Raw genomic sequence first — 23,638 nt, 5'->3', positions numbered from 1 at the left:
GCGTGGCCTCATCGCCGCGCTCGCCGCTATTTCCCGTAATGCGCCCGGTACCAGGCGACGAAGGCCGGCACGCCGGTGCTGAGCGGGGTCTGCGGCCGGTAGCCGGTGAGGGCCTCCAGCAGCCGGGGATCGGCGAAGGTCTCGCGCACGTCGCCCGGCTGCATGGGCAGCATGAGCTTCTCCGCCGGACGGCCCACCGCCGCCTCGATGGCCTCGACGAAATCCAGCAGGCCGACGGGCTGGCCGCCGCCGATGTTCACCGCGCGCCAGGGCGCGACCGGGGAGAGGCTGTCCTCGATGCCGGCCGCGCTCACGGGGCTGCCGGTCACCGGCGGCACGTCGGCGAGCCGGACGATGGCCTCGACGATGTCGTCCACATAGGTGAAGTCGCGCCGCATCTCGCCCATGCCGTAGATCTCGATGGGGCGGCCCGACAGGATCGCGTCCACGAACTTGAACAGCGCCATGTCCGGCCGGCCCCAGGGGCCGTAGACGGTGAAGAAGCGGAACGAGGTGGTGGGCATCTGCCACAGATGGGCATAGGAATGGGCCATGGCTTCCATGGCCTTCTTGGTGGCGGCATAGAGCGTGATCGGCCAGTCGGCGCGATCGGTCTCGGCGAACGGCATCCGCTCGTTGCCGCCATAGACCGAGCTGGTGGAGGCCATCAGCAGGTGCTTCGGCCGTGCCGCCCGCGCCGCCTCCAGCACGTTGTAGGAGCCGACCAGGTTCGAATCCACATAGGTGCGCGGATGCTCGATGGAGTAGCGCACCCCCGCCTGGGCGGCGAGGTGGACGATGATGTCGGGCGCCGCCGCTTCCGTCGCCGCCGTCAGCGTCGCCATGTCCTCGAGCCGCGCCTCGAAGGCGCGAAAGCCGTTCGAGCGCGCGAGCAAAGCGTGGCGCGCGCGCTTGAGCGCCGGGTCGTAATAGTCCGTCATGCCGTCGTAGCCGACGACGAAGTGCCCCGCGTCCAGCAGCCGGCGCGCGAGGTGGAAGCCGATGAAGCCGGCGGTACCGGTGATGAGGAAACGCATGGAGGGGCTCGTCTGTGTGCGCTCGTTCGGCAGCGTTCGGGCCCTCGCGCCGCCGCCCCTCCGCGCATGCGCGGCGGGCGCGAGGAATGCCGCACTGGCTATCTGCCCTGCGATCGGGAATCAAGCCTCCGGCGCGCGCCGGCCTGCCGGCGCCGTTCCGGCGGGCAGCGCGGGACGGCCGGGAACCGGGGCGGCCCTGCTCAGAGGTAGGCCCGGTCCTGGAGATACGCCACGATCTGGTCGGCGAGGGCATCGGGCGACACCGTCCCGCCCTGGAGCACGATCTCCGCCTCCTCGGGGCGCTCGTACGGGCTGTCGATGCCGGTGAAGTTGCGGATCTCGCCGGCGCGCGCGCGCTTGTAGAGGCCCTTGACGTCCCGGCTCTCCGCCACGGCGAGCGGCGTGTCGACGAAGATCTCCACGAACTCCCCCGGCTGGAGCAGCTCGCGCGCCATGCGGCGTTCGGCGCGGAACGGCGAGATGAAGGAGACGAGCACGATCAGCCCGGCATCGACGAACAGGCGCGAGACCTCGGCCACGCGGCGGATGTTCTCCACCCGGTCGGCCTCGGTGAAGCCGAGGTCGCGGTTGAGGCCGTGGCGCACATTGTCGCCGTCCAGCATCGTGGTGTGGCGGCCCAGGAGGTGCAGCTTCCTCTCGACGATGTTGGCGATGGTGGACTTGCCGGCGCCCGACAGGCCGGTGAACCAGAGCACCACCGGCTTCTGCGCCTTCAAGGCGGCGCGGCTCTCCTTGGTCACCTCCAGCGCCTGCCAGTGCACGTTGGTGGCGCGCCGCAGGCCGAAGTCGATCATGCCCGCCCCCACCGTGAGGTTGGACATGCGGTCGATGACGATGAAGGCGCCGGTCTGCGGCGCCGCGGCGAAGGGATCGAAGGCGACCGGCGCCTGGGTGGCGAAATTCACCACCGCCACCTCGTTCAGGGCCAGCGTCTTGGCCGCGAGGTGCTGGAAGGTGTTCACGTCCACCTTGTGCTTGATCTCGGTCACCGAGGCGCCGACCGTGCGGGTGCCGATCTTGATCAGGTAGGAGCGGCCGGGCAGCAGCGGCTCCTCGTGCATCCAGATGAGATGCGCGGCGAACTGGTCGGAGAATTCCGGGCGCGCCGCGGCGGCGGCGATCACGTCGCCGCGCGAGGCATCCACCTCGTCCGCCAGCGTGAGGGTCACGGCCTCGCCCGCCACGGCCTCGGCGAGGTCGCCGTCCGCGGTGACGATGGATCTCACGCGGGTGGTGACGCCGGAGCTGGCGATCACCACCTCGTCGCCGGCGCGCACCGTGCCCGAGGCGACGGTGCCGGAGAAGCCGCGGAAATCGAGGTTCGGCCGGTTCACCCACTGCACCGGCATGCGGAATGGGCGCGCGGCGGCCGCGCTCACGACCTCCACCTGCTCCAGGTGCTCCAGCAGCGCCGGGCCGCCGTACCAGGGGGTGCGGGCGCTGCGCTCCATCACGTTGTCGCCGAAGCGGGCCGAGAGCGGGATCGGCACCAGGGTCTCGAAGCCGAAATCCTTCGCGAACGCGCGGTAGGCGGCGACGATCTCGTCGAACACGGCCTTTGAGAAATCGGCGAGGTCGATCTTGTTGACCGCCAGCACCACGTGGCGGATGCCCAGCAGCGCGGCGATGTAGGAGTGCCGGCGGGTCTGGGTGAGGATGCCCTTGCGCGCGTCCACCAGGATCACGGCGAGGTCGGAGTTGGAGGCGCCGGTGGCCATGTTGCGGGTGTACTGCTCGTGGCCGGGCGTGTCGGCGACGATGAACTTGCGCTTCTCGGTGGCGAAGAAGCGGTAGGCGACATCGATGGTGATGCCCTGCTCGCGCTCGGCGGCGAGCCCGTCCACCAGCAGCGCGAAGTCGAGGTCCTCGCCGGTGGTGCCGTGCTTGCGGCTGTCGCTTTCGAGGGTGGCGAGCTGGTCCTCGAACAGGAGCTTGGTGTCGTAGAGCAGGCGGCCGATCAACGTGGACTTGCCGTCGTCGACGCTGCCGCAGGTGAGGAAGCGCAGGAGCCCCTTGCTCTCGTGCGCGGAAAGATGGTCGAGGGCGGAGGCGAGGCCGTGGGTCTGGTCCATCAGAAATAGCCCTCGCGCTTCTTCTTCTCCATGGACGCGGCCTCGTCATGGTCGATGAGCCGCCCGGCGCGCTCGGAGGTGCGGGCGATCAGCATCTCGCGCACGATGGCCTCCAGCGTGGCGGCGTCGCTGTCGATGGCGGCGGTGAGCGGGTAGCAGCCGAGCGTGCGGAAGCGCACCATGCGCATCTCCGGCGTCTCGCCGGGCGCCATCGGCAGGCGCGCGTCGTCCACCATGATCATCTGCCCGCCGCGCCACACCACGGGGCGCTCGGCGGCGAAGTAGAGCGGCACGATGGGGATCTTCTCCAGCAGGATGTATTGCCAGATGTCGAGCTCGGTCCAGTTCGACAGCGGGAACACGCGCAGGGATTCGCCCGGGCGGATGCGGGCGTTGTAGAGGTTCCACAGCTCCGGGCGCTGGGTCTTGGGGTCCCAGACGTGGTTGGCGGAGCGGAACGAGAAGATGCGCTCCTTGGCGCGGCTCTTCTCCTCGTCGCGGCGGGCGCCGCCGAACGCGGCGTTGAAGCCGTATTTGTCGAGCGCCGCCTTCAGCGCCTCGGTCTTCATCACCTGGGTGTAGAGCGAGGAGCCGTGGTCGAACGGGTTGATGCCCTGGGCGAGGCCGGCCTCGTTGGTGTGGACGATGAGATCGAAGCCGAGCCGCTTCGCCGTCTCGTCGCGGAACGCGATCATCTCGCGGAACTTCCACGTGGTGTCGATGTGCATCAGCGGGAAGGGCGGCCTGGAGGGATGGAAGGCCTTCACCGCGAGGTGCAGCATCACGGCCGAGTCCTTGCCGATGGAATAGAGCATCACCGGATTGCTCAGCTCCGCGGCCACCTCGCGCATGATGTGGATGGATTCGGCCTCGAGCCGCTTGAGGTGCGTCAGGCGATCTTGCGACACGTTTGTCACCTTGGGTGTTGCCTCATTGCATCCGGCCGCGGTGCCGCCCTGCACGCCCGGTCGAGCCGTGCGCATTCGCAAGATCCGGATGTCGGAGCAAGAAAAAAATCCCGCGCATCGTCCTTCGGCTTTGCTGTGGAGCAAATTCTACAGCACTTATCGTGAATTGCTGCTCCCCGGAGGCCGCAAATCATGCCGGCAATGCGTCAGCTGCCTGCACGAAGACAAGGGCAGCGTAGATACACTGGCTGACGTTGCTGGGCAATGCGGCGCGATGGTCGCTTGATGCGCTGGGGCAGGCATCCGGCTGCGAGGCAGGACGGGACCGCGCGGGCGCTGGCCGCCGTGGCGACGGCGTCCCGGCGATGGCGCCCCGGCCTGGAATGCGGCTTCATATTGCACTGCAGGATGCTGGACGGGCCGGGGGGGCTGTGTCAAAGCTAGCGCTCCACGTCCGGGGGCACCGCGACGGTCGGATGGACGGAAGAGGGCAGAGATGAAGATCGTGCCTGTAATCTTGGCCGGCGGAACGGGAACCCGTCTCTGGCCGTTGTCACGCAACAGTCTTCCCAAGCAATTTCTCCCGCTCAACTCTAATTACTCCTTGTTCCAGGAGACACTCCTGCGGGCGGCGCCGGGCGCGGACTTCGCAGATCCCGTCGTGATAACGAGCCACGACTATCGCTTCTACGCGCAGCGGCAGGCGCTGGAGATCGGCATCAATCCCACCGTGATCCTGGAGCCCGCGCGGCGCGACAGCGCGCCGGCCGTGGTCGCGGCGACGGCCTACGTTGCGTCGCAGCATGGACCCGAGGCGCTGGTCCTGGTGCTGGCGTCCGATCACGTGGTGCTGGAGGCCGACAAGTTCCGCGCGTCGGTGTTCGTGGCGGCCCGCGCGGCCGCGCTCGGCAACATCGTCACCTTCGGCATCGCGCCCGACCGCCCGCGCACCAGCTACGGCTATATCGACGTGGGCGAGCCGCTCGCCGTGGAGGGCGCGTTCAAGGTGCGCGCCTTCGTGGAGAAGCCGGACGCGGCCACGGCGGAGAAGTACGTGGATGCCGGCTATCTCTGGAATTCCGGCAACTTCGTTTTCCCTGCCAACGTCATGCTCTCCGAGGCCGAGGCATTCGAGCCCGAGATCGCCCGCTGCGCCATCAGCGCGGTGGAGCAGGCGCAGGTCGACATCGGCTTCCTGAAGCTGGACGCCGCCGCGTTCGAGGCGGCGCCCGCCAAGTCCATCGACTTCGCGGTGATGGAGCGCACCTCCAAGGCGGCCGTGGTCAAGGGCGACTTCACGTGGTCGGACGTGGGCTCGTGGGACGCGGTCTATGAGATCGGCACGGCGGACGAGGCGGGCAACGTCACCAAGGGGCCGGTGACGCTGATCGACAGCGACGGCAATTATGTGCGCAGCGACGGCCCGCTGGTGGCCGGCGTCGGCATCGAGAACCTCGCCGTCATCGCCACCGAGGACGCGGTGCTGGTGATGCCCGCGAACCGCAGCCAGGACGTGAAGGCGCTGGTGGCCGCGCTCAAGAGCGCCCGCCGCAACGAGGTCGAGAGCCACAACAAGGTCTACCGCCCCTGGGGCAGCTACGAGAGCGTGTGCCGCGGCGAGCGCTTCCAGGTGAAGAAGATCGTGGTCGAGCCCTCGGGCACGCTGTCGCTCCAGAAGCACCATCACCGGGCCGAGCACTGGGTGGTGGTGCGCGGCACCGCCGAGGTGACGGTCGGCGAGAGCGTCAAGACCGTGAACGAGAACGAGTCGGTCTACATCCCCATGGGCAGCGTGCACCGGCTCGCCAATCCGGGCCGCATCCCGCTGGAGCTGATCGAGGTGCAGACCGGCTCCTACCTGGGCGAGGACGACATCGTCCGCCTGGAGGACATCTACCAGCGCGTCTGAGCATTTCCGCCTTCCGGCCGGGCCGTCCCCGGCGCCTTCGGGCGCCGGTGTGGCGGCCCGTTCCGTTTTGCCCCTTTCCCTTCGCCGCGCAAGGGCGCAAAAGGCGGACATCGGGACGTCACGATTGGTGGATTATCGCCTCACCTCCAGGCGGATGGCGGCCTTCCGCAGCGTGAGCCCGGCCGCCCGGCCCATGTCGCGGACGCGCGCGGCGCACCGGGCAGATGAATCGGAGCCGGCGGGATCGGACCATCCCGTCGTGGTCGAACCGGCTCCAGCGGACAAGTGGACGAGCGACAATGCACGTGACGATGATCGGCGCAGGCTATGTGGGGCTGGTTTCCGGGGCGTGCTTCGCCGATTTCGGCCACATCGTCACCTGCGTGGACACCGATGCGCGCAAGATCGATGCGCTGCGGCGCGGCGAGATCCCCATCTACGAGCCCGGCCTTGCCGATCTCGTCGCCGCGAACGTGAAGGCCGAGCGCCTGTTCTTCACCACCAGCCTCAAGGAGGGGCTGGAGAAGGCGGAGGCGGTGTTCATCGCCGTCGGCACGCCCTCGCGCCGCGGCGACGGCCATGCGGACCTATCGTACGTCTACCAGGCGGCGCGCGACATCGCCCGCGCGATCTCGCGCTATACCGTGGTGGTGACGAAGTCGACCGTGCCGGTGGGCACCGGCGACGAGGTCGAGCGCATCATCCGCGAGACCCGTCCGGATGCCGAGTTCGCGGTGGTCTCGAATCCCGAGTTCCTGCGCGAGGGCGCGGCCATCGCCGACTTCAAGCGGCCCGACCGCATCCTGGTGGGCACCGAGGACGAGCGTGCCCAGCAGGTCATGGCCGAGCTCTACCGCCCGCTCTACCTCAACCAGGCGCCGGTGCTCTTCACCGCCCGCCGCACGGCCGAGCTGACGAAATACGCCGCCAACGCCTTCCTCGCCACCAAGATCACCTTCATCAACGAGATCGCTGACCTGTGCGAGCAGGTGGGCGCGAATGTCCAGGACGTGGCGCGCGGCATCGGCCTCGACAACCGCATCGGCTCGAAGTTCCTGCATGCCGGGCCGGGCTATGGCGGCTCCTGCTTCCCCAAGGACACGCTGGCCCTCATCAAGACCGCCCAGGACTACAAGGCGCCGATCCGGATCGTGGAGACGGTGGTCTCGGTGAACGACCAGAGGAAGCGCGCCATGGCGCGCAAGGTCATCCAGGCCCTGGGCGGCTCGGTGCGGGGCAAGGCGGTCGGGGTTCTGGGCCTGACCTTCAAGCCCAACACCGACGACATGCGCGACGCGCCGTCCATCTCCATCATCACCGCGCTCCAGGATGCCGGGGCGCACATCACGGCGCACGACCCCGAGGGAGTGGCGCAGGCGAAGCTCGTGCTGGACGATGTCGCCTATGTGGACACGCCCTATGCGGCGGCCGAGGGCGCCGACGCCCTGGTCATCATCACCGAGTGGGACGCCTTCCGGGCGCTGGACCTGAAGCGCATCCACGCGCTGATGAAGTCGCCCATCGTCGTCGACCTGCGCAACATCTACCGCCCCGACGAGATGGCGGCGCTGGGCTTCGCCTACCAAAGCGTCGGCCGCGGCTGAGGCAGGGGCCTGCCGGCGCAGATCCCTTCATTTGGCAGAGGGCCACCCCTCCCCCTTGCGGGGAGGGGAGGGGCGGGGGTGTCGCGACCTCTGCTCTCCCCGCCGGCATGCTCCGGCCAAGCCGGAGCATCCATCCTTTCCGCTCGGGATGCACCCTGGGCCCTCCGCTCAGGCCGGAGGGCGATGGGGCGAGAAACGATGACGCTCCCGAACACCCCCACCCCTGCCCCTCCCCACAAGGGGGAGGGGCCGCCTTGAAATGGTGGCGGGCGCGTTGGGCGAGCGGGCCGGAGCCGGCCTCAGAAGAAGGCCTGGATGCCGGTGATGGCGCGGCCGAGGATCAGCGCATGGATGTCGTGCGTGCCCTCGTAGGTGTTCACCGTCTCCAGGTTCGCGGCGTGGCGCATCACGTGGAAGTCGGCGGAGATGCCGTTGCCGCCGTGCATGTCGCGCGCGACCCGGGCGATGTCCAGCGCCTTGCCGCAATTGTTGCGCTTGATGAAGGAGATGGTCTCCGGCGGCAGCTGGCCGGCATCCATCAGCCGGCCCACCTGGAGGCAGGCCTGGAGGCCGAGGGCGATCTCGGTGGCCATGTCGGCAAGCTTCTTCTGCACCAGCTGGGTCGCGGCGAGCGGGCGGCCGAACTGCTTGCGGTCGAGCGTGTACTGGCGCGCGGCGGCGAAGCACGCCTCGGCGGCGCCCATGGCGCCCCAGCCGATGCCGAAGCGGGCGCGGTTGAGGCAGCCGAACGGGCCGGCGAGGCCCGAGGCGCCCGGCAAAAGGTTCTCCTCCGGCACCACCACGCCGTCGAGCACCACCTCGCCGGTGATGGAGGCGCGCAGCGAGAGCTTGCCCTCGATCTTGGGGGTGGAGAGGCCGGCCATGCCGCGCTCGACGACGAAGCCGCGGATGGCGTTGTCGTGCGCCGCCGACTTCGCCCACACCACCGCGAGGTCGGCGATGGGGGCGTTGGTGATCCACATCTTCGAGCCGGTGAGGCGGTAGCCGTCCGAGACCTTCTCGGCGCGGGTGCGCATGCCGCCGGGATCGGAGCCGGCGTCCGGCTCGGTGAGGCCGAAGCAGCCCACCCACTCGCCGGTGGCGAGCTTCGGCAGGTACTTCTTCTTCTGCGCCTCGGAGCCGTAGGCGTTGATGGGGTGCATCACCAGCGAGGACTGCACGCTCATGGCCGAGCGGTAGCCGCTGTCCACCCGCTCCACCTCGCGCGCGGCGAGGCCGTAGGAGACATAGTTGAGGCCGGCGCCGCCATACTCCACCGGCACGGTCGGGCCGAGCAGGCCGAGCGCGCCCATCTCGTTCATGATCTCGCGGTCGAACCGCTCCTCCAGATAGGCGGAGGTGACGCGCGGCAGCAGCTTCTCCTGGGCGTAGTCGCGCGCGGTGTCGCGCACCATCCGCTCCTCGTCGGAGAGCTGGCCGTCGAGGCCGAAGGGATCGGTCCAGTCGAACACGGGCTTGGACGAGGACGGCGCGGCCATGGTGATGCTCCCAGGGGTTTTGTCGGGTCGCGAGGCGGTGGGGTGATTTACATTCCGACTGGTCGGAATATAATGATGACCGTATAGCGCAAGCCGCGCACGGAGTCGAGACGGAGGTTCGCGCCCTGTCCAGCAAGGAACAGATGCCGCATCCGGCCGCCGCGCCGGCCCGGACGGCGCCCGGCAAGGGCAGGGGGCGGCCGCGCAAGGCCCCGGAGGTTCCGGCGCGGGAGGCGGAGGAAAAGCGCCTCGGACGCCCGCCGCTGGTGAGCGACCCGCGCGAGGAGATTTTGCGCCAGGCGGCGAAGATGTTCGCGCAGAAGGGCTATGGCGCCTCCTCGCTGGCCGAGGTGGCGGCGACGCTCAATTACTCCAAGGGGGCGATCTACAACTACTTCGCCACCAAGCAGGAGATCTACGACGCCATCATCATCCGCACGCTGGAGGGCCTGAACCGGGCCGGCGCTGTGGCCGTGGCCGAGGGGCGGAGCCCGCGCGAGCGGCTGCGCCTCTTCATGGTCGGCCATGCGCGCTACCTCGCGGAGAACTACGACAGCTTCGTCACCATGCTGGTGGGCTATTCCGGCATGGCGAGCACCGCGCTCAAGGACGACGCCTTGCGCCTGCGCGATGCCCATGAGGGGCTGCTGCGGGCCATCGTCGCCGAAGGGGTGGCGGACGGCTCGTTCCGCGCCATGGACGTGGCCATGACCGGCCGCGCCGTGCTCTCGCTCCTGTCCTGGATGGCGCGCTGGTATCGCCCCGACGGCGCCATGGGCGCGGAGGAGGTGGCCGACTTCTATTGCGACCTGATCGCCGGGGGCCTGCTGCCGCGCTGAGCCCGCGCGGGAGACGGCTTGCGGCCGGGCCGTCCCGGACGGCATGGTGCCGGCGCCTTTTGCCCAAGGAGTGCCCATGCGCCAGTTCCCGGCCGCCGAGATCGAACAGGCTCTCGACTACGGCGCGCTCGCCGACGCGCTTGCCGCCGCCTTCGCTTCCCCGCAGGTGGAGGCGCCGCTGCGGCTCGCCTATGACGTGGGCGGCGCCGACGCGCCGGGCCACCTCCTGATGATGCCCGCCTGGCGCCGTGGCGCCCGCTTCGGCGTCAAGCTCGTCAACGTGTTCCCGCAGAACGGCCGGCGCGGCCTCGGCGCGGTCAACGGCGTCTATGTGCTGTTCGACGGCGAAACCGGCCTGCCCGAGGCGGTGATGGATTCCGACGCGCTCACCAACCAGCGCACCGCCGCCGCCTCGCTGCTGGCGGCGCGCCATCTGGCGCGGGAGGACGCCCGGACCCTGCTCGTCGTCGGCACGGGGCACCTGGCGCCGCACCTCGCCCGCGCCCATGCCACAGGTCGCCGGCTCGCCAAGGTGATGGTCCACGGCCGCGCGCCGGAGAAGGCGCGCGCGCTCGCCGCCCGTCTCGCGGCGGAGGGGCTGCCCGCCGCGCCGGTGGAGGACCTCGCCGCCGCGGTGGCGCAGGCCGACATCGTCACCTGCGCCACCACCTCGCGCGCGCCGCTGGTGCGCGGGGACTGGGTGAGGCCCGGCGCCCATGTCGACCTCGTGGGCGCGTTCCGGTCGGACATGCGCGAGAGCGACGACGCGCTCGTCGCCCGCGCCCGCATCTTCGTGGACACCCGCGCCGGCGCGCTGGCGGAGGCCGGCGACCTGCTGCAGGCCAAGGCGAGCGGCGCCTTCGACGAGGAGCGGGTGGAGGGCGACCTGTTCGATCTGTGCGCCGGCCGGGTGACGGGGCGGGCCGGCGCCGACGAGATCACCCTGTTCAAGTCCGTGGGCGCGGCGCTGGAAGACCTCACGGCGGCCGAGCTGGTGCTTGCCCGCGTGGTCTGACGGGCCGCGGCCCGGCGCCGATGGTGTCCCTTGGGTTGGATCGCGCGGGAACCCGCGCGGCCGGACCGGCGTTGCATTTCGCAGGGCTGGAGTGGGGCCGCAGAGGCGCGACCAAGGGAGGCTGCCATGAGCCAGAGTGCCGCCAATTCAAACACGCCCGACGCCGGGCGCGCCAAGCCCGGGACCGGCGCCTTCGCCGGCCTCACGGCGGATGAGCTCCAGCGCATCAAGCGCCGGGCCCATGCCCTGTGGCGCGAGGCCGGCTCGCCGCAGGGGCGCGACCGCGAGTTCTGGGAGCGCGCCGAGCTCCAGGTGCTCAAGGGCCAGAGCCCTGCCCAATAAGGAGGGTTCCCCCATGCCGGCGAAATCCCAGGCGCAGCAGAAGGCGGCGGGCGCGGCGCTCGCCGCCAAGCGCGGCGAGATGCCCAAGGCGAAGCTCAAGGGGGCTTCGCGCTCGATGGCGCAGAGCATGACCCGGACGGAGCTGGAGGACATGGCCTCCACGCCGCGCAAGGGCAAGCCGCAGCGGGTGGGCAGGGACTGAGCGCCCCGCGATCGGCGCCCCGCGATCGGCGTCGCGCGGCGGCGGCCCCGGCCGCCGCTCAGTCGGTGACGTCCTGCCGTGCCAGCGCGGCGGCGGTGGCCGGTGAAAGGTCGGCGGCGAGCGCGCCTTCGGTCATGTCCACCAGATTGGCGACGAACGCCGCCTTCTCGAGCCCGAGATTGAGGCGCCCGGCGGCCTTGTCCCGCTCCCAGTCGGCGAGCGCGTAGATCGCCTGGCGCAAGGCGATGGAGACGCGGTCGCGCACGAGCGCGCGCGGGAGATGCGGCAGGATGGCGTGCAGCAGGCTCACCACCCGCGACAGGCTGGCGTCGTTGCGGTCCTTGGCGATGGCCCAGATGTCGAACTGCTGGCTGGCGTAGAACTGCGCCAGGAAGCGGATGTAGTGGTTGGAGCCGCTGCCGTCGTTGAGCTGGGCGGCGAGCGGCAGGATGAAGACCTGCGTCAGCGCCCGCAGATCCCCGGCGAGCCCGGCCTCCTGCAGCGTCTTCAGTTCGGCGAGGCGGGCGACGTTCACCTCCGACATGCGCAGGTCGAGGATGGCGGTGATCAGCGCCTCCTTGGAGCCGAAATAATAGTGGATCGCCGAGGCGTTCTGCTGGTCCGCCGCGCGGTTGATCTCGCGCATGGAGGTGGCGTCGATGCCGTTCGAGGCGAACAGGCGCTCGGCCACCTCGATGAGATGGGCGCGGGTGGACTTCTCGCCGGCCGGCTGGGCCTGCGGCGCCGGGCGGGCGCGACCGCTGCCCGGGGGGCGTCCCCGGCGCTTCTCCGCTTTCGGCTCTTCCATCCTCCCGCCTCCCCGGCCAGCCTAGGCTTGCCAGTTTAAATCACTTGAATTAACGTCGCCAGCATCACTGAAGGCCCGCGCCAGCACGGGCCATATCCTGCTTCGGGGAGGAACCCAATGATCGCTGCACCCGTCATCCTCCGGCATCTGCGGCACGCCGGCCTTGCCCTCGCGCTCGGCCTGAGCGTCGCGCCCGGCGCCGCCATGGCGAGCGAGGCCTGCACCTCGGACACCATCACCCTGGTCGTTCCCTACGCCCCCGGCGGCGTGGTGGACCTCGTCGGCCGCGTGGTGGCGGACGAGCTGCGCACCAGCGTCGGCCAGAACGTCATCGTCGAGAACAAGGCCGGCGCCGGCAGCAACATCGGCACCGCCGCCGTGGCCCGCGCCGCCCCCGACGGGCGCACGCTGGTCCTCGCCAGCGCCGCCCACACCATCAATCCGAGCCTCTACAAAAAGCAGACCTTCGACGCCATCAAGGACTTCGCGCCGGTGGGCATGGTCGGCTCGGTGCCGAACCTGATCGTCGTCAACCCCGAGGTGCCGGTCAATTCCATGGCCGAGCTGATCGCCTACGCCAAGGCCAACCCGGGCAAGATCAACTTCGGCTCGGCCGGCACCGGCTCCTCGCCGCACCTCGCCATGGAGATGCTGAAGGCGAAGACCGGCATCGACATGCAGCACGTGCCCTACCAGGGCCAGCCGCAGGCGACGCAGGACCTCGTCACCAACCGCATCCAGGCCATGGCGCTGACCATGACGCTCGCCGTGCCGCTGGTGAAGGACGGCAAGCTCAAGGCGCTCGCCGTCACCTCCGACAAGCGCTCCGACGCGCTGCCGGACGTGCCGACCGTGGCCGAGACCGTGGTGCCCGGATTCAACGTCGTGACCTACCTCGCCGTGCTCGCCCCCGCCGGCACGCCGGAGAAGACCATCAAGTGCCTCAACGCGGCGCTGGTCTCCGGCCTCGCCAAGCCCGGCGTGATCGAGCGCATGAAGCCGCTCAGCGCCGTCGTCGCGTCCTCGACCCCGCAGGAGCTCGCCGCCTTCATGGTCAAGGACCGCGACCAGTGGGCCGAGGTCATCAAGGCCGCCGGCATCACGGTGCAGTGACATGCACGGCGTCGCCTCTCCCCGGAACGTCTCGTTCCAAGACTATCTCGAGGAAATCCGGACCTTCACGCGGGAGGTGCTGCGGCCGGCGGAGGACACCGTCGAGCGCGAGGACGCGATCCCGGCGGACATCGTCGACGCCATGCGGCGCATCGGCCTGTTCGGGATCACGCTGCCGCATGAATATGGCGGGCTCGGCTGGACCATGGAGCAGCAGGCGCTGCTCACCATGGAATTCACCCAGGCCTCGGCGGTCTACCGCTCGCGCTTCTCCACCACCATCGGGCTGACCTCGCAGGTCATCCTCGACTACGGCACCGACGGGCAGCGCCGGCGCTACCTGCCGGCCATGGCCTCCGGCGCCATGACCGGCGCCTTCTGCCTCACGGAAGAGGCGGCGGGCTCCGACGCGGGGGCGGTGGAGACCCGCGCGGTGCGCGACGGCGACCACTACGTGATCACCGGCGCCAAGCGCTACATCACCAACGCGCCCGATGCGGACGTGTTCATGGTGGTGGCGCGCACCGGGGAGGGGGAGGGGGCGGATGCGCTCTCCTGCCTCCTGGTGGAGCGCGGCACGGCGGGGCTCGAAACCCCGCCGCACGACCGCATGATGGGCCAGCGCGGCTCCCATGTGGGCGAGGTGCATTTCTCCGAGTGCCGCGTCCCGGCTTCCGCCCTGCTGGGGGGCTCGGAGGGCAATGGCCTGAAGAAGGCGCTGCGCGGCATCAACCACGCCCGCACCCATGTGGGCGCCACCTGCGTCGGCCAGGCGCTGCGGCTGCTGGACGAGGGCACCGCCTATCTCCTGGAGCGCCAGCAGTTCGGCAAGCCGATCGGCGAGTTCCAGGCCATGCAGGTGCTCCTCGGCGAGAGCCAGTCCGAGGTGCTCGCCGCCCGTGCTCTGGTGCTGGATGCGGCGCGCGGCTTCGACCGCGGCCCGCCCATCCCCATCGTCGAGATCGCCTGCGCCAAGCTGTTCGCCTCCGAGATCGTGTCGAAGGTGGCGGACCGGGTGGTGCAGATGCTGGGCGGGCAGGGCTATCTGGAGCAGCGCGCCGTGGCGCGGCTCTACCGGGACGTGCGCCTGTTCCGCATCTTCGAGGGCACCTCGCAGATCCAGCAGACCAACATCGCCCGCGCCGTGCTGCGCAAGGGCCGGCCGCTGCCTCTCACCGCTTGAGGGGGCGCTGCGCCGATCTTCCTCTCCAGCTCGCGGGGGAGGGAGGGGGAGAAGGCGCTCAGGACCGGTCTCGGGAAACGCCGTCCGCGCTGCCGCGCGGACGGCGTTTTTCGTTCCCGCAGCGGCGGGGGCTGCCGGAAGCTCCTGCAATCTTGCCCAAGCGGTTGGCGGTGGATGCGCAGGTCGAGCCCGGGCATGACGGCCGCTCCATTTCTGTTGACGTATGATGAAATTTCAAGAAAGTATGATCTTAGGATGCGCCGCAGGGCGGGCGGAATCGCCTGGCCACAGCTGGCGGAAGCGAGGGGGAGACGACATGGTGGATGGTCTCAACGGGGCCGCGCGGAGCGTGCTCGTCGCCGGCCTCGGGCTTCTCGCGCCGCTCCTGACGGCCGCTCCCGCCGCCGCCCATTTCCAGGAGCTTCTCCCCTCCGCCGACGTGCTGCCGGAGGGCGGTCCGGTGACGCTCGACCTGGTCTTCACCCACCCCATGGACGGCGGGCCGGTGATGGACATGAAGAAGCCCAAGCGCTTCGGCGTGAAGGCCGACGGCAAGGTGCGCGACCTCACCGCGACGCTGACCGACGCGGCCCAAGGCGGAAAGGGCGCCTGGCGCGCCACCTATGAGCTGAAGCAGCCCGGCGCCGCCGTGTTCTTCGTCGAGCCGCAGCCTTATTTCGAGCCCGCCGAGGGCAAGTACATCATCCATTACGCCAAGGTGGTGGTGGACGGCTTCGCCTCCGGCGAGGGCTGGGACGCCATGGTCGGCCTGCCGGTGGAGATCGAGCCGCTCGCCCGCCCCACCGGGCTTTGGACCGGCAACGTCTTCCGCGGCATCGTGTGCAGGGACGGCAAGCCGGTGCCGTTCGCCGAGGTCGAGGTGGAGTACGTGAACGACGGCGCCGTGAAGGCCCCCAACGACGCCTTCGTCACCCAGGTCATCAAGGCCGACAAGGACGGCGTCTTCACCTATGCCATGCCGCGCGCCGGCTGGTGGGGCTTCGCCGCCCTGGTGGAGGCCGACGCCCCCATGGCCGCGCCGGACGGCAAGAAGGTGCCGGTGGAGCTCGGCGCCCTCATGTGGGTGAAGGCCACCGACATGGCGCCTGCCGCGACGGCCGCCGCCCAGGCGAAGTGAGGCGCCGATGGCCCATATCCCCGACGGCGTGCTCTCGATGCCGGTGCTGGCCGGCGGCGCCGTGCTTGCCGTCGCCGGGATCGGCTACGGGCTGAGGCGCATCGGCGAGGAGGAGATCCCGAAGGTCGCCATCCTCGCCTGCGGCTTCTTCGCCGTGTCGCTGGTGGCGATCCCGGTGGGGCCATCGAGCGTGCACCTCCTGCTGTCGGGGCTGATGGGGCTGACGATCGGCCCGGCGGTGTTTCCCGCCGTGTTCGTGGGCCTCGTGCTCCAGGCGCTGCTGTTCGGCTTCGGCGGGCTGACCACGCTCGGCGTCAACACCGTCAACATCGCCCTGCCGGGGCTCCTGTGCGGCGTCCTGCTCGGCCCGCTGCTGCGCGGCGCCTCGCCGGCCAGGGCGGGGGGCGTCGGCGCCTTCGCCGGCGCGGCCTGCGTGGTGCTGACGGGGGGGATGGTCGCCGCCGCGCTGGCGCTCTCGGCCTCCGAGTTCGTGCCCTCGGCGCGCATCATCCTTCTCACCTATGTGCCGCTCGCCCTGGGCGAGGCCCTCGTCACCGGCTTCGCCGTCGCCTTCCTGGCGCGGGTGCGGCCCGAGGCGCTGGCGGGTTTCGCCCCGGCGCCGGTCATTCCGCCGATCATGGCGCCGGCCGTGGCACCGGCCGCCGCGCCGCCGGCCGGCGCGGCCGCTGGCAAGCGGCCGTGAGGGCGCCCCGCGCCGGGCTGCGCTTCGCGCTCGCCGCGCTCGCGGTGGCGCTGGCGCCGCTGCCCGCCGCAGCGCACCGGCTGAAGGTGTTCGCCACCGTGGAGGGGAACGCCGTCTCCGGCTATGCCTTCTTCGTCGGCGGCGGGCGCCCGGGCGGCGCCCATGTGGCGTTCCGCGACGCCGCCGGCAGGACGCTCGGCGAGGCCGTGACCGACGCCGATGGCGCCTTCGCCTTCACGCCCGCCCGCCCCGAGGCCATCACCGTGGTGGTGGATGCGGGCGACGGCCACGCCGCCGAGGCGGGCGTCGCCGCCGACCGCTTCGCCACCGCTGCGATTTCGGCCCCGATTCCCGCGCCCCCGGCCGGGGAAGCCGGCGCTTCCGCGCCTGCGCCGGCGTCGGTGGCTGCTGGGGCGGACGCTACGTCGTCCGCGTCTTCCCTCACAGGACGGGGCCCCGCTGCCGTCTGCGACCCGGCGGCGCTGGCCGGCCTGGTGGAGACCGCCGTCGCCCGGCAGATCCGCCCGCTTCTGGAAGCTGAGGCCGAGGCCGAGGGCCGGGTGCGCTTCAACGACGTGATGGGCGGCATCGGCATGATTGTCGGTCTCGCCGGCGCCGCGCTCTGGGCCTCCTCCCGGCGCGGCGCGCGCCCGCCGAAGGCGGAGGGCTAGGCGATGCCGGCGGCCCTCGGCGCCGCGGTCGCGCCGCTCCGGCTCGGCGTCGAGGCGCTCGATCCGCGCACGCGCCTCCTCGGCGCCTTCGTGGCGGTGGTGGCGGTGGCGCTCCTCTCCAGCCTCCCCGTGCTCGCCGTGGCGGCGCTCGGCGCCTTAGCGCTGGCGCTGGCGGCGGGGCCGGGGGCGGCGGCGCTGATGCGGCGGCTGGTCCATCTGGAAGGCTTCATGCTGGTGCTGCTCGCCTTCCTTCCCTTCACGGTGCCCGGAACGCCGCTGTTCGGCGCGCCGCCGCTCGCCGCCAGCGCCGAAGGCTTCGCCCGCGCCCTGCAGATTTTGCTCAAGGTGAACGCCTGCGGCTTCCTCGTCTTCGCGCTGCTCGGCGGCCTGGAGCCGGTGCGCATCGGCGCGGCGGCGCTGGCGCTGAAGGCGCCGGAGCGCCTGGTGCAGCTGTTCCTGCTGGTGGTGCGCTATGGCGGGGTGCTGAGGGCCGAGACGGCGCGGCTCCAGGAGGCCATGCGCGCGCGCGCCTTCGCGCCGCGCTCCTCGCTCCACACCTGGCGCACCTACGGCCACATGCTGGGCATGGTGCTGGTGCGGGCGCTGGAGCGCGCCGAGCGCGTCTCCGAGGCCATGCGCTGCCGCGGCTTCGCCGGCCGCCTGCCGGCGCCGGCGGAGCGCCCCGCTTTCGGTCCCGCCGACCTCGCCTTCGCCCTCCTGCTGGCGGCGGCGATCCTCGCCGCGCTCGCGGCGGAGCGCCTGCCATGAGCGCGCTCCTGGCGCTCGACGGCGTCACCGTGGCGCGCGGCGGGCGCGCCGTGCTCGCCGGCGCCGACCTCCAGCTCCATGCGGGCGAGCGGCTCGCCCTCGTCGGCCCCAACGGCTCGGGCAAGACCACGCTGCTGCGCACGCTTGTCGGGCTCGAGCGCCCGAGCGCCGGGCGCGTCGTCGCCTTCGGCGAGGAGCGCCGGGAGGAGAAGGACTTCCGCGCCGTGCGGGCCCGCGCCCAGCTCATGTTCCAGGACCCGGACGACCAGCTCTTCTGCCCCACCGTGATCGACGACGTGGCGTTCGGCCCGCTCAATCTCGGCCTGCCTCGGGATGCGGCGTTCGCCGCCGCGCGGCAGGTGCTGGAGCGCGTCGGCCTGCTGCATCTTTCGGAGCGGGTGACGCACCGCCTCTCGGGCGGCGAGAAGCGCCTCGTGTGCCTCTCGGCCCTCCTCGCCATGGCGCCGGACGCGCTGCTGCTCGACGAGCCCACCAACGACCTCGACGAGCAGAACCGCGCCCGCATGATCGACATCCTGCTCGGCCTCGACGCGGCGCTGCTGGTGGTCTCCCACGACCGCGGCTTCGTGGAGCGCATCGCCACCCGCGCGGTGCTGCTGCGCGACGGCGCCGTCCACCCGGCGCTGGTGCACCGCCATGTGGTGACGCAGGAGGAGATCCACATCCACGGCCTCGACGCCGGCCACCGCCACGCGGAGGGCTGAGGCTTTACGCGCCGCCGCCGCTGGCCTACGTCGGTCGAGGGGCGATCCGTGACAGGCCCCAATGGAGATGGCGCCATGCAGCGCGTGACCGTCACCCTGGACGAGGACCTCGTCGCCGAGCTCGACCGCTTCATCGAGAGCCGGGGCTACCAGAACCGCTCGGAGGCGGTGCGCGACCTCGCCCGCTCGGGCCTGCGCCAGGCCGCCGAGGCGGCCGGGGAGGGCGAGGACGCGGTGGGCGCGCTGGTCTATCTCTACGACCACGAGGCGCGGAACATGTCGAAGCGCCTCACCGAGGCGCACCACCTCCACCACGACATGTCGGTGTGCACGCTGCACATGCATCTCGACCACGACCAGTGCCTGGAGGTGGCGCTGCTGCGGGGGCCGACGCGCAGCCTCAGGCACTTCTCCGAGCACCTGATCGCCGAGCGCGGCGTGCGCCACGGCCGCCTCGTGCTGGTGCCGGTGGAGGCGCGCGCCGGCGGCGAGGGTCACGATCACGATCACGCGCACAGCCACGGTCCGCACGGCCATCACCACCACCACCGCGATCAGGACGCGGAGGGGTGAGGGGCGGGGTGTCTCTTGCCCTTGCCCTTGCCCTTGCCCTTGGCCGTCGGCCCTCCCGCCGCGGCAGCGCGGTCAGCTTTCCTTTACCGGTCCGGCGTCACAATCTCGCCGGGGCCGGTTAGGATAAGCTATGGCGACCGTCACTGACCTTGCCGAGAGACCTAGAGCCGTGATGCCCGGCGCCGTGAAGCCGCCCACCATCCTCGTGTTTGATTCCGGGCTCGGGGGACTCTCGGTGTTCCGCGAGATCGCCCGCGCGCGCCCGGACGCGACCTTCGTCTACGCCGCCGACGATGCCGGCTTCCCCTATGGCGACCTCACCGAGCGCGCCTTGGTGGCGCGTGTCGACGAGGTGATGGACCGGCTCATCGACGCCGTGCGCCCCGATCTGGCGGTGATCGCCTGCAACACCGCCTCCACCGCCGCGCTGCCGAGCCTGCGCGCGCGCCATGCCATCCCCTTCGTCGGCACGGTGCCGGCGGTGAAGCCCGCCTGCGCCGCCTCCCGCTCGCGGCGGGTGAGCATCCTCGCGACCCCCGGCACGGTGCGGCGCGACTACACCTCGGAACTGGTGCGCGCCTTCGCCGACGGCTGCGCCGTGGACCTGGTGCCGAGCCCGCGCCTCGCCGCGCTCGCCGAGGCCGTGCTTGCCGGCGAGCCTGTGGACGATGGCGAGATCGCCGCCGAGATCGCGCCCTGCTTCGTCTCCGAGGGCGGGCGGGCCACCGACACGGTGGTGCTGGCCTGCACCCATTATCCGCTGATCGCCGACCGGCTGGCGCGCCTTGCCCCCTGGCCGGTCTCCTGGATCGATCCGGCCCCGGCCATCGCCCGCCGGGTGGTCTCGCTGATCGGCCCGGCGCCGAAGGAGGTGGACGCGCCCGAGCCGGTGCGGCTCCTCTCCACCGGCCGGCCGCTGGAGCATGCGCGCATCGGCGCCATCATCGGCCGTCCGGTCGCGGCGGCCGATCTCCTTGCGACGCCGCTCGGCGTCCTGAGCTGAAGCCAACATGTGAGAAGGGGGAGCCATGACCCATGACTCTTCGCGCCATTCACCGCGCGGCGTCGCCGGCCTGCTGAGCCGGCGTGCCTTCACCCTGGGGCTGGCGGGCGCCGGGGCGGCGCTGCCGATGCTGGCGACGCCGGAGGCGTTCGCCCAGTCGGCCTCGCAGCCGTTCGATGCCTGGGTGCGCCGCTTCCGTGCCCGCGCCAAGCAGCGCGGCATCTCGGACGAGGTCTATGACCGCGTCTTCAACGGCCTGAAGCCCGACACCCGCGTCTATGCCCAGGACCGGGCGCAGCCGGAATTCACCGAGGAGGTCTGGCAGTATCTCAACCGCCGCGTCTCCGACTGGCGCATCGAGCGCGGCCGCCAGCGGCTGCGCGAGTATTCCGGCCTGTTCGAGCGCATCGAGCGCGACTTCGGCGTCGAGCGCTCCGTCATGCTCGGCTATTGGGGCATGGAGAGCGCCTATGGCGACATCCTGAGCAACGTCAACGCCATGCCGCCGGTGTTCCCGAGCCTCGCCGCCCTCGCCTGGGGCGAGCCGCGCCGGCGCAAATACTGGGAGGCCGAGCTTCTCAACGCCCTCGTCATCGTCCAGCGCGGCTGGGGAAGCCCGTCGCAGATGAACGGGTCGTGGGCGGGCGCCATGGGGCACACGCAGTGGATGCCCGAGGTCTGGCTGAACATGGGCGTCGACTATGACGGCGACGGCCGCATCTCGCCCTTCGGGCCGCCGGACGATGCCCTCGCCGGCACCGCCAACTATCTGGTGAAGCGCGGCAAGTACCGGCGCGGCGAGCCCTGGGGCTTCGAGGCGCGCCTGCCCATGGGCTTCAACACCGACCTCGCCGACAACAAGACCCGCCGCTCGCTCAACGACTGGTCGCAGATGGGGCTCGCCTCCGTCGACGGCCAGTCCATCGCCGGCCTGCCGGACCCGGCGCGCCTGTGGCTGCCGGGCGGCCCGGGCGGGCCGGCGCTGCTGCTGCTGCCGAACTTCTACGCGGTGCGCTCCTACAACCCTTCGTCCAACTACGCCCTCGCCGTGGTGCATCTGGGCGACCGGGTGATGGGCTACGAGGGCTTCCGCACCCCCTGGCCGGGCGGCGAGCGGGCGCTGACCCTGGCGGAGATCCAGGAGATCCAGCGCCGCCTGACCGCGCTCGGCTTCGACACCGGCGGCACCGACGGCCGGGTCGGCACCATCACCCAGCGGGCGGTGCGCGCCTTCCAGCAGAAGGCCGGGATCACCCCGGCCGACGGCTATGCCGGCCTCGTGGTGCTGAACACCCTGCGCAGGGGCATCTGAGCGCAGGGCCGTCCGGGCGCCGCGCGGCGTGGGCGCTCAGCCCCAGGTGGCGCGGAAGTTGCGGTAGAGCTTGCCGGCGGCCTCGCGGAACACCGGCATCTTCTCCCGCGTCGCCGCCTCCAGCAGCTTCTGGCCCTCGGGGCCGGTGATGGCCTCCAGCGCGCAGCGATACTCGACGATCTCGCCCCATTCCGGCACCGTCGCCTCGGTCAGCTCCACATGGTACTGGATGCCGAACGCGCGCGCGCCCACCTGCAGGGCCTGGATCGGGCAGTGGTCGTTCCTGGCCAGGATCTTGGCGCCCTTGGGCAATTCCAGGACCGCGGCGCCGTGCCACTGCAGCGTCGGGAACGTCCCGCCGAGGCCCTGGAACAGCGGCGAGGCGGTGCCGTCGGCCGTCAGGCTCACGTCGGTGACGCCCACCTCCGGCTTCGCCATGAGCCCGACCTTGCCGCCCAGCGCGTCCGCAAGCAGTTGATGTCCAAGGCAAACGCCGAGATAGGGCCGGCCCGTCGCCATCCAGTCCCGGATCGCCTGCTTCTCGGCGATCAGCCAGGGATGCTCCTCCTCCTGCCAGACGTCCATGGGGCCGCCGAACACCATCAGGACGTCATAGCCGTCGAGGGACGGGATTTTCTCGCCTTCGTCCAGCTCGACCGCGTCCCACGCCACGCCGTCGGCGCGCATGAGGTCGCGGAAGCTGCCCGGGTGCTCGGCGGCGACGTGCTGGAAGACGAGGGCGCGCAAGGGAAGTCTCCGAAACGGGGAAGGGGAAGGCGGGTCGCCGGATACTGGCGGAGCAGGGCTTCCTCTTGCAAGAATATTTCTTGTGGGTGAAACATTCGCGGCGTGAATGAATAGCCCCGGGCTCCGGCGGAGTGGCGTCGCCATTGACTTTCCCGGGCGCCGCGACTAAGAGCGCCAGACCTTGCGGGCCGGCGTCGGCCCGTTCGGCGTTTCACGCACCCGTGGCATCGCCAGGCAGCGCGCCGGGCGAGCCTGTCGGCGGGACAGGGAAGGGCGAGAGGCCCGGACCTTTTCCGCAGAGGAGGGGCGCGATCCCAACCCACTGAAGAACATCAAGGATCCGCGTTACATGAGCAAGCGCATTGCGGCCAAGCACAAGATCGACCGCCGCATGGGCGAGAACATCTGGGGCCGCCCGAAGAGCCCCGTCAACCGCCGCGAGTACGGCCCCGGCCAGCACGGCCAGCGCCGCAAGGGCAAGCTCTCCGACTTCGGCGTGCAGCTGCGCGCCAAGCAGAAGCTCAAGGGCTACTATGGCTCGATCGGCGAGAAGCAGTTCCACAGGATCTACGTCGAGGCCGCCCGCCTGAAGGGCGACACCGGCGCCAACCTGATCGGCCTGCTGGAGCGCCGCCTGGACGCGGTGGTCTACCGTGCCAAGTTCGTGCCCACCATCTTCGCCGCCCGCCAGTTCGTCTCCCACGGCCACGTGAAGGTGAACGGCAAGCGCGTGAACATCCCGTCCTACCTCGTGAAGGTCGGCGACGTGATCGAGGTGAAAGAAGCCTCCCGCCAGATGCTCCTGGTGCTTGAGGCCCAGCAGCTCGCCGAGCGCGACGTGCCGGACTATATCGAGGTGGACAGCCACAAGCTGAGCGCCAAGTTCGCCCGCATCCCGGAGCTGAACGAGGTGCCCTATCCGGTTCAGATGGAGCCGAACCTGGTGGTCGAGTACTACTCGCGCTGACCGGTTCCCGGTTCCGGAATCAAGAAGGCCGCCCTTTCGGGGCGGCCTTTTTTCGTTGGCGCCGCCGGGCGGCAGCGCCAGAGACGTGCGCGCGGCGTCAGCCGGCCGACTTCACCTCGGCCGCCGCGGCGGCGAGGAACTCGTCCATGGAGCGGCGGATCTGGTGGTCGGAGACGTCCACGCCCTTGGCGTCGAAGTCGCTGCGCAGCTTGCGGAACACGTCCTCGTCGCCGGCCTCCTCCAGATCGGCGACCACCACTTCCTTGGCATAGGCCTCGGCGGCCTCGCCGGCGAGGCCCAGCTTCTCGGCGGCCCACAGGCCGAGCTTCTTGTTGCGGCGGGCCAGCGCCTTGAAGCGGGACTCCTCGTCCAGCGCGAAGCGCTTCTCGAACCCTTCCTCGCGCTTGTCGAACGTGGTCATGGCAGTCCTCTTCCTGACGTTTGCGTGACCTGATCCCGGCACGTGCGGCGCACGGCGC

The 23,638-nt window shown here is 70.8% G+C and carries 23 protein-coding genes and 1 pseudogene; 17 read left to right on the top strand and 7 right to left on the bottom strand.

All coding sequences use genetic code 11. The annotated features are described in order from the left end of the window. Nucleotides 1-26 precede the first annotated feature (26 nt). The 3 genes from V5F67_RS16415 to cysD form a co-directional block, all read right to left on the bottom strand. Nucleotides 27-1,037 (bottom strand): NAD-dependent epimerase/dehydratase family protein, encoded by a 1,011-nt coding sequence (locus V5F67_RS16415; protein WP_394016734.1) that lies wholly within the window; start codon nucleotides 1,035-1,037, stop codon nucleotides 27-29. Between the two features lie 200 nt (nucleotides 1,038-1,237). After that, a complete protein-coding gene (cysN, locus tag V5F67_RS16410) occupies nucleotides 1,238-3,130 on the bottom strand; it encodes a sulfate adenylyltransferase subunit CysN (protein ID WP_394016735.1) in 1,893 nt (630 codons plus the stop codon). Next, entirely contained in the window at nucleotides 3,130-4,038 is a 909-nt protein-coding gene (gene cysD / locus V5F67_RS16405) for a sulfate adenylyltransferase subunit CysD (RefSeq protein WP_394016736.1), read from the bottom strand. The genes cysN and cysD overlap by 1 nt, the downstream gene beginning before the upstream one ends. A gap of 496 nt (nucleotides 4,039-4,534) precedes the next feature. Here cysD and V5F67_RS16400 point away from each other — a divergent pair, with 496 nt between their 5' ends. Then, on the top strand, nucleotides 4,535-5,947 hold the full coding sequence (locus V5F67_RS16400; RefSeq protein ID WP_394016737.1) for a mannose-1-phosphate guanylyltransferase/mannose-6-phosphate isomerase: 1,413 nt from the start codon (nucleotides 4,535-4,537) through the stop codon (nucleotides 5,945-5,947). Nucleotides 5,948-6,246: 299 nt separating this feature from the next. Continuing rightward, entirely contained in the window at nucleotides 6,247-7,551 is a 1,305-nt protein-coding gene (locus tag V5F67_RS16395; RefSeq protein ID WP_394016738.1) for a UDP-glucose dehydrogenase family protein, read from the top strand. Nucleotides 7,552-7,850: 299 nt separating this feature from the next. On the opposite strand, the gene V5F67_RS16390 is transcribed toward V5F67_RS16395, so the two are convergent. Next, complete coding sequence (locus V5F67_RS16390; protein WP_394016739.1) at nucleotides 7,851-9,050, bottom strand: acyl-CoA dehydrogenase; 1,200 nt, start codon at nucleotides 9,048-9,050, stop codon at nucleotides 7,851-7,853. 143 nt (nucleotides 9,051-9,193) lie between these two features. Between V5F67_RS16390 and V5F67_RS16385 the strand changes: the two genes are divergently transcribed. The 4 genes from V5F67_RS16385 (at nucleotide 9,194) to V5F67_RS16370 (ending at nucleotide 11,448) form a co-directional block, all read left to right on the top strand. Further along, nucleotides 9,194-9,889, top strand: coding sequence for a TetR/AcrR family transcriptional regulator (locus V5F67_RS16385; protein ID WP_394016740.1), 696 nt, complete (start codon nucleotides 9,194-9,196; stop codon nucleotides 9,887-9,889). Between the two features lie 76 nt (nucleotides 9,890-9,965). Beyond that, nucleotides 9,966-10,904: a bifunctional Delta(1)-pyrroline-2-carboxylate/Delta(1)-piperideine-2-carboxylate reductase gene (gene lhpI, locus V5F67_RS16380; RefSeq protein WP_394016741.1), complete on the top strand. Its 939-nt coding sequence runs from the start codon at nucleotides 9,966-9,968 to the stop codon at nucleotides 10,902-10,904. 126 nt (nucleotides 10,905-11,030) lie between these two features. Beyond that, nucleotides 11,031-11,246 carry a DUF2934 domain-containing protein gene (locus V5F67_RS16375; protein ID WP_394016742.1) on the top strand — a complete coding sequence of 72 codons (216 nt, stop codon included), beginning with the start codon at nucleotides 11,031-11,033 and terminating at the stop codon, nucleotides 11,244-11,246. Between the two features lie 13 nt (nucleotides 11,247-11,259). After that, the gene (locus V5F67_RS16370; protein ID WP_394016743.1) at nucleotides 11,260-11,448 is read left to right on the top strand and encodes a DUF3008 family protein; all 189 of its coding nucleotides are present in this window, start codon (nucleotides 11,260-11,262) and stop codon (nucleotides 11,446-11,448) included. Between the two features lie 58 nt (nucleotides 11,449-11,506). Here the strand turns inward: V5F67_RS16370 and V5F67_RS16365 are convergent, their stop codons facing one another. Continuing rightward, the gene (locus V5F67_RS16365; protein WP_394016744.1) at nucleotides 11,507-12,256 is read right to left on the bottom strand and encodes a TetR/AcrR family transcriptional regulator; all 750 of its coding nucleotides are present in this window, start codon (nucleotides 12,254-12,256) and stop codon (nucleotides 11,507-11,509) included. Nucleotides 12,257-12,373: 117 nt separating this feature from the next. Here V5F67_RS16365 and V5F67_RS16360 point away from each other — a divergent pair, with 117 nt between their 5' ends. From V5F67_RS16360 to V5F67_RS16315, 10 genes and pseudogenes are all read left to right on the top strand, one after another. Continuing rightward, nucleotides 12,374-13,369, top strand: coding sequence for a Bug family tripartite tricarboxylate transporter substrate binding protein (locus V5F67_RS16360; protein WP_394016745.1), 996 nt, complete (start codon nucleotides 12,374-12,376; stop codon nucleotides 13,367-13,369). A gap of 1 nt (nucleotide 13,370) precedes the next feature. Continuing rightward, a complete protein-coding gene (locus V5F67_RS16355) occupies nucleotides 13,371-14,552 on the top strand; it encodes an acyl-CoA dehydrogenase family protein (protein WP_394016746.1) in 1,182 nt (393 codons plus the stop codon). 316 nt (nucleotides 14,553-14,868) lie between these two features. After that, nucleotides 14,869-15,690 carry a DUF4198 domain-containing protein gene (locus V5F67_RS16350; RefSeq protein ID WP_394016747.1) on the top strand — a complete coding sequence of 274 codons (822 nt, stop codon included), beginning with the start codon at nucleotides 14,869-14,871 and terminating at the stop codon, nucleotides 15,688-15,690. Nucleotides 15,691-15,697: 7 nt separating this feature from the next. Next, nucleotides 15,698-16,306: pseudogene (cbiM, locus tag V5F67_RS16345) on the top strand (cobalt transporter CbiM); the annotation flags it as partial. A gap of 83 nt (nucleotides 16,307-16,389) precedes the next feature. Further along, a complete protein-coding gene (locus V5F67_RS16340; RefSeq protein ID WP_394016748.1) occupies nucleotides 16,390-17,064 on the top strand; it encodes a NikL family nickel/cobalt ECF transporter subunit in 675 nt (224 codons plus the stop codon). Between the two features lie 3 nt (nucleotides 17,065-17,067). After that, nucleotides 17,068-17,832, top strand: a complete 765-nt coding sequence (cbiQ, locus tag V5F67_RS16335) for a cobalt ECF transporter T component CbiQ (protein ID WP_394016749.1) — start codon at nucleotides 17,068-17,070, stop codon at nucleotides 17,830-17,832. After that, nucleotides 17,829-18,557: an energy-coupling factor ABC transporter ATP-binding protein gene (locus V5F67_RS16330; RefSeq protein ID WP_394016750.1), complete on the top strand. Its 729-nt coding sequence runs from the start codon at nucleotides 17,829-17,831 to the stop codon at nucleotides 18,555-18,557. Before cbiQ ends, V5F67_RS16330 begins: the two co-directional genes overlap by 4 nt. 75 nt (nucleotides 18,558-18,632) lie before the next feature. Beyond that, nucleotides 18,633-19,130, top strand: a complete 498-nt coding sequence (gene nikR / locus V5F67_RS16325; protein WP_394016751.1) for a nickel-responsive transcriptional regulator NikR — start codon at nucleotides 18,633-18,635, stop codon at nucleotides 19,128-19,130. 172 nt (nucleotides 19,131-19,302) lie between these two features. Beyond that, on the top strand, nucleotides 19,303-20,133 hold the full coding sequence (gene murI / locus V5F67_RS16320) for a glutamate racemase (protein ID WP_394017787.1): 831 nt from the start codon (nucleotides 19,303-19,305) through the stop codon (nucleotides 20,131-20,133). A 25-nt stretch (nucleotides 20,134-20,158) separates the two neighbouring features. Continuing rightward, nucleotides 20,159-21,445: a lytic murein transglycosylase gene (locus tag V5F67_RS16315; protein ID WP_394016752.1), complete on the top strand. Its 1,287-nt coding sequence runs from the start codon at nucleotides 20,159-20,161 to the stop codon at nucleotides 21,443-21,445. Between the two features lie 36 nt (nucleotides 21,446-21,481). Here V5F67_RS16315 and V5F67_RS16310 read toward each other — a convergent pair whose 3' ends face one another. Next, nucleotides 21,482-22,192: a type 1 glutamine amidotransferase gene (locus V5F67_RS16310; RefSeq protein WP_394016753.1), complete on the bottom strand. Its 711-nt coding sequence runs from the start codon at nucleotides 22,190-22,192 to the stop codon at nucleotides 21,482-21,484. Between the two features lie 349 nt (nucleotides 22,193-22,541). Between V5F67_RS16310 and rpsD the strand changes: the two genes are divergently transcribed. Continuing rightward, nucleotides 22,542-23,159: a 30S ribosomal protein S4 gene (gene rpsD / locus V5F67_RS16305; protein WP_394016754.1), complete on the top strand. Its 618-nt coding sequence runs from the start codon at nucleotides 22,542-22,544 to the stop codon at nucleotides 23,157-23,159. Between the two features lie 97 nt (nucleotides 23,160-23,256). On the opposite strand, the gene V5F67_RS16300 is transcribed toward rpsD, so the two are convergent. Beyond that, a complete protein-coding gene (locus V5F67_RS16300; RefSeq protein WP_394016755.1) occupies nucleotides 23,257-23,580 on the bottom strand; it encodes a DUF1476 domain-containing protein in 324 nt (107 codons plus the stop codon). Nucleotides 23,581-23,638 lie beyond the last annotated feature (58 nt).

This window comes from Xanthobacter pseudotagetidis (assembly GCF_043194795.2).
In the GTDB taxonomy this organism is placed as follows: domain Bacteria; phylum Pseudomonadota; class Alphaproteobacteria; order Rhizobiales; family Xanthobacteraceae; genus Xanthobacter; species Xanthobacter tagetidis_A.
This window is presented reverse-complemented; position numbering and strand designations above follow the sequence as displayed.

Excerpts from the sequence above, each read along its gene's own strand:
- V5F67_RS16415 (WP_394016734.1), bottom strand. The coding sequence starts at position 1,037 with ATGCGTTTCCTCATCACCGGTACCGCCGGCTTCATCGGCTTCCACCTC.
- cysN (WP_394016735.1), bottom strand. The coding sequence starts at position 3,130 with ATGGACCAGACCCACGGCCTCGCCTCCGCCCTCGACCATCTTTCCGCG.
- V5F67_RS16400 (WP_394016737.1), top strand. The coding sequence starts at position 4,535 with ATGAAGATCGTGCCTGTAATCTTGGCCGGCGGAACGGGAACCCGTCTC.
- V5F67_RS16395 (WP_394016738.1), top strand. The coding sequence starts at position 6,247 with ATGCACGTGACGATGATCGGCGCAGGCTATGTGGGGCTGGTTTCCGGG.
- V5F67_RS16390 (WP_394016739.1), bottom strand. The coding sequence starts at position 9,050 with ATGGCCGCGCCGTCCTCGTCCAAGCCCGTGTTCGACTGGACCGATCCC.
- V5F67_RS16385 (WP_394016740.1), top strand. The coding sequence starts at position 9,194 with ATGCCGCATCCGGCCGCCGCGCCGGCCCGGACGGCGCCCGGCAAGGGC.
- lhpI (WP_394016741.1), top strand. The coding sequence starts at position 9,966 with ATGCGCCAGTTCCCGGCCGCCGAGATCGAACAGGCTCTCGACTACGGC.
- V5F67_RS16375 (WP_394016742.1), top strand. The coding sequence starts at position 11,031 with ATGAGCCAGAGTGCCGCCAATTCAAACACGCCCGACGCCGGGCGCGCC.
- V5F67_RS16370 (WP_394016743.1), top strand. The coding sequence starts at position 11,260 with ATGCCGGCGAAATCCCAGGCGCAGCAGAAGGCGGCGGGCGCGGCGCTC.
- V5F67_RS16365 (WP_394016744.1), bottom strand. The coding sequence starts at position 12,256 with ATGGAAGAGCCGAAAGCGGAGAAGCGCCGGGGACGCCCCCCGGGCAGC.
- V5F67_RS16360 (WP_394016745.1), top strand. The coding sequence starts at position 12,374 with ATGATCGCTGCACCCGTCATCCTCCGGCATCTGCGGCACGCCGGCCTT.
- V5F67_RS16355 (WP_394016746.1), top strand. The coding sequence starts at position 13,371 with ATGCACGGCGTCGCCTCTCCCCGGAACGTCTCGTTCCAAGACTATCTC.
- V5F67_RS16350 (WP_394016747.1), top strand. The coding sequence starts at position 14,869 with ATGGTGGATGGTCTCAACGGGGCCGCGCGGAGCGTGCTCGTCGCCGGC.
- cbiQ (WP_394016749.1), top strand. The coding sequence starts at position 17,068 with ATGCCGGCGGCCCTCGGCGCCGCGGTCGCGCCGCTCCGGCTCGGCGTC.
- V5F67_RS16330 (WP_394016750.1), top strand. The coding sequence starts at position 17,829 with ATGAGCGCGCTCCTGGCGCTCGACGGCGTCACCGTGGCGCGCGGCGGG.
- nikR (WP_394016751.1), top strand. The coding sequence starts at position 18,633 with ATGCAGCGCGTGACCGTCACCCTGGACGAGGACCTCGTCGCCGAGCTC.
- murI (WP_394017787.1), top strand. The coding sequence starts at position 19,303 with ATGCCCGGCGCCGTGAAGCCGCCCACCATCCTCGTGTTTGATTCCGGG.
- V5F67_RS16315 (WP_394016752.1), top strand. The coding sequence starts at position 20,159 with ATGACCCATGACTCTTCGCGCCATTCACCGCGCGGCGTCGCCGGCCTG.
- rpsD (WP_394016754.1), top strand. The coding sequence starts at position 22,542 with ATGAGCAAGCGCATTGCGGCCAAGCACAAGATCGACCGCCGCATGGGC.
- V5F67_RS16300 (WP_394016755.1), bottom strand. The coding sequence starts at position 23,580 with ATGACCACGTTCGACAAGCGCGAGGAAGGGTTCGAGAAGCGCTTCGCG.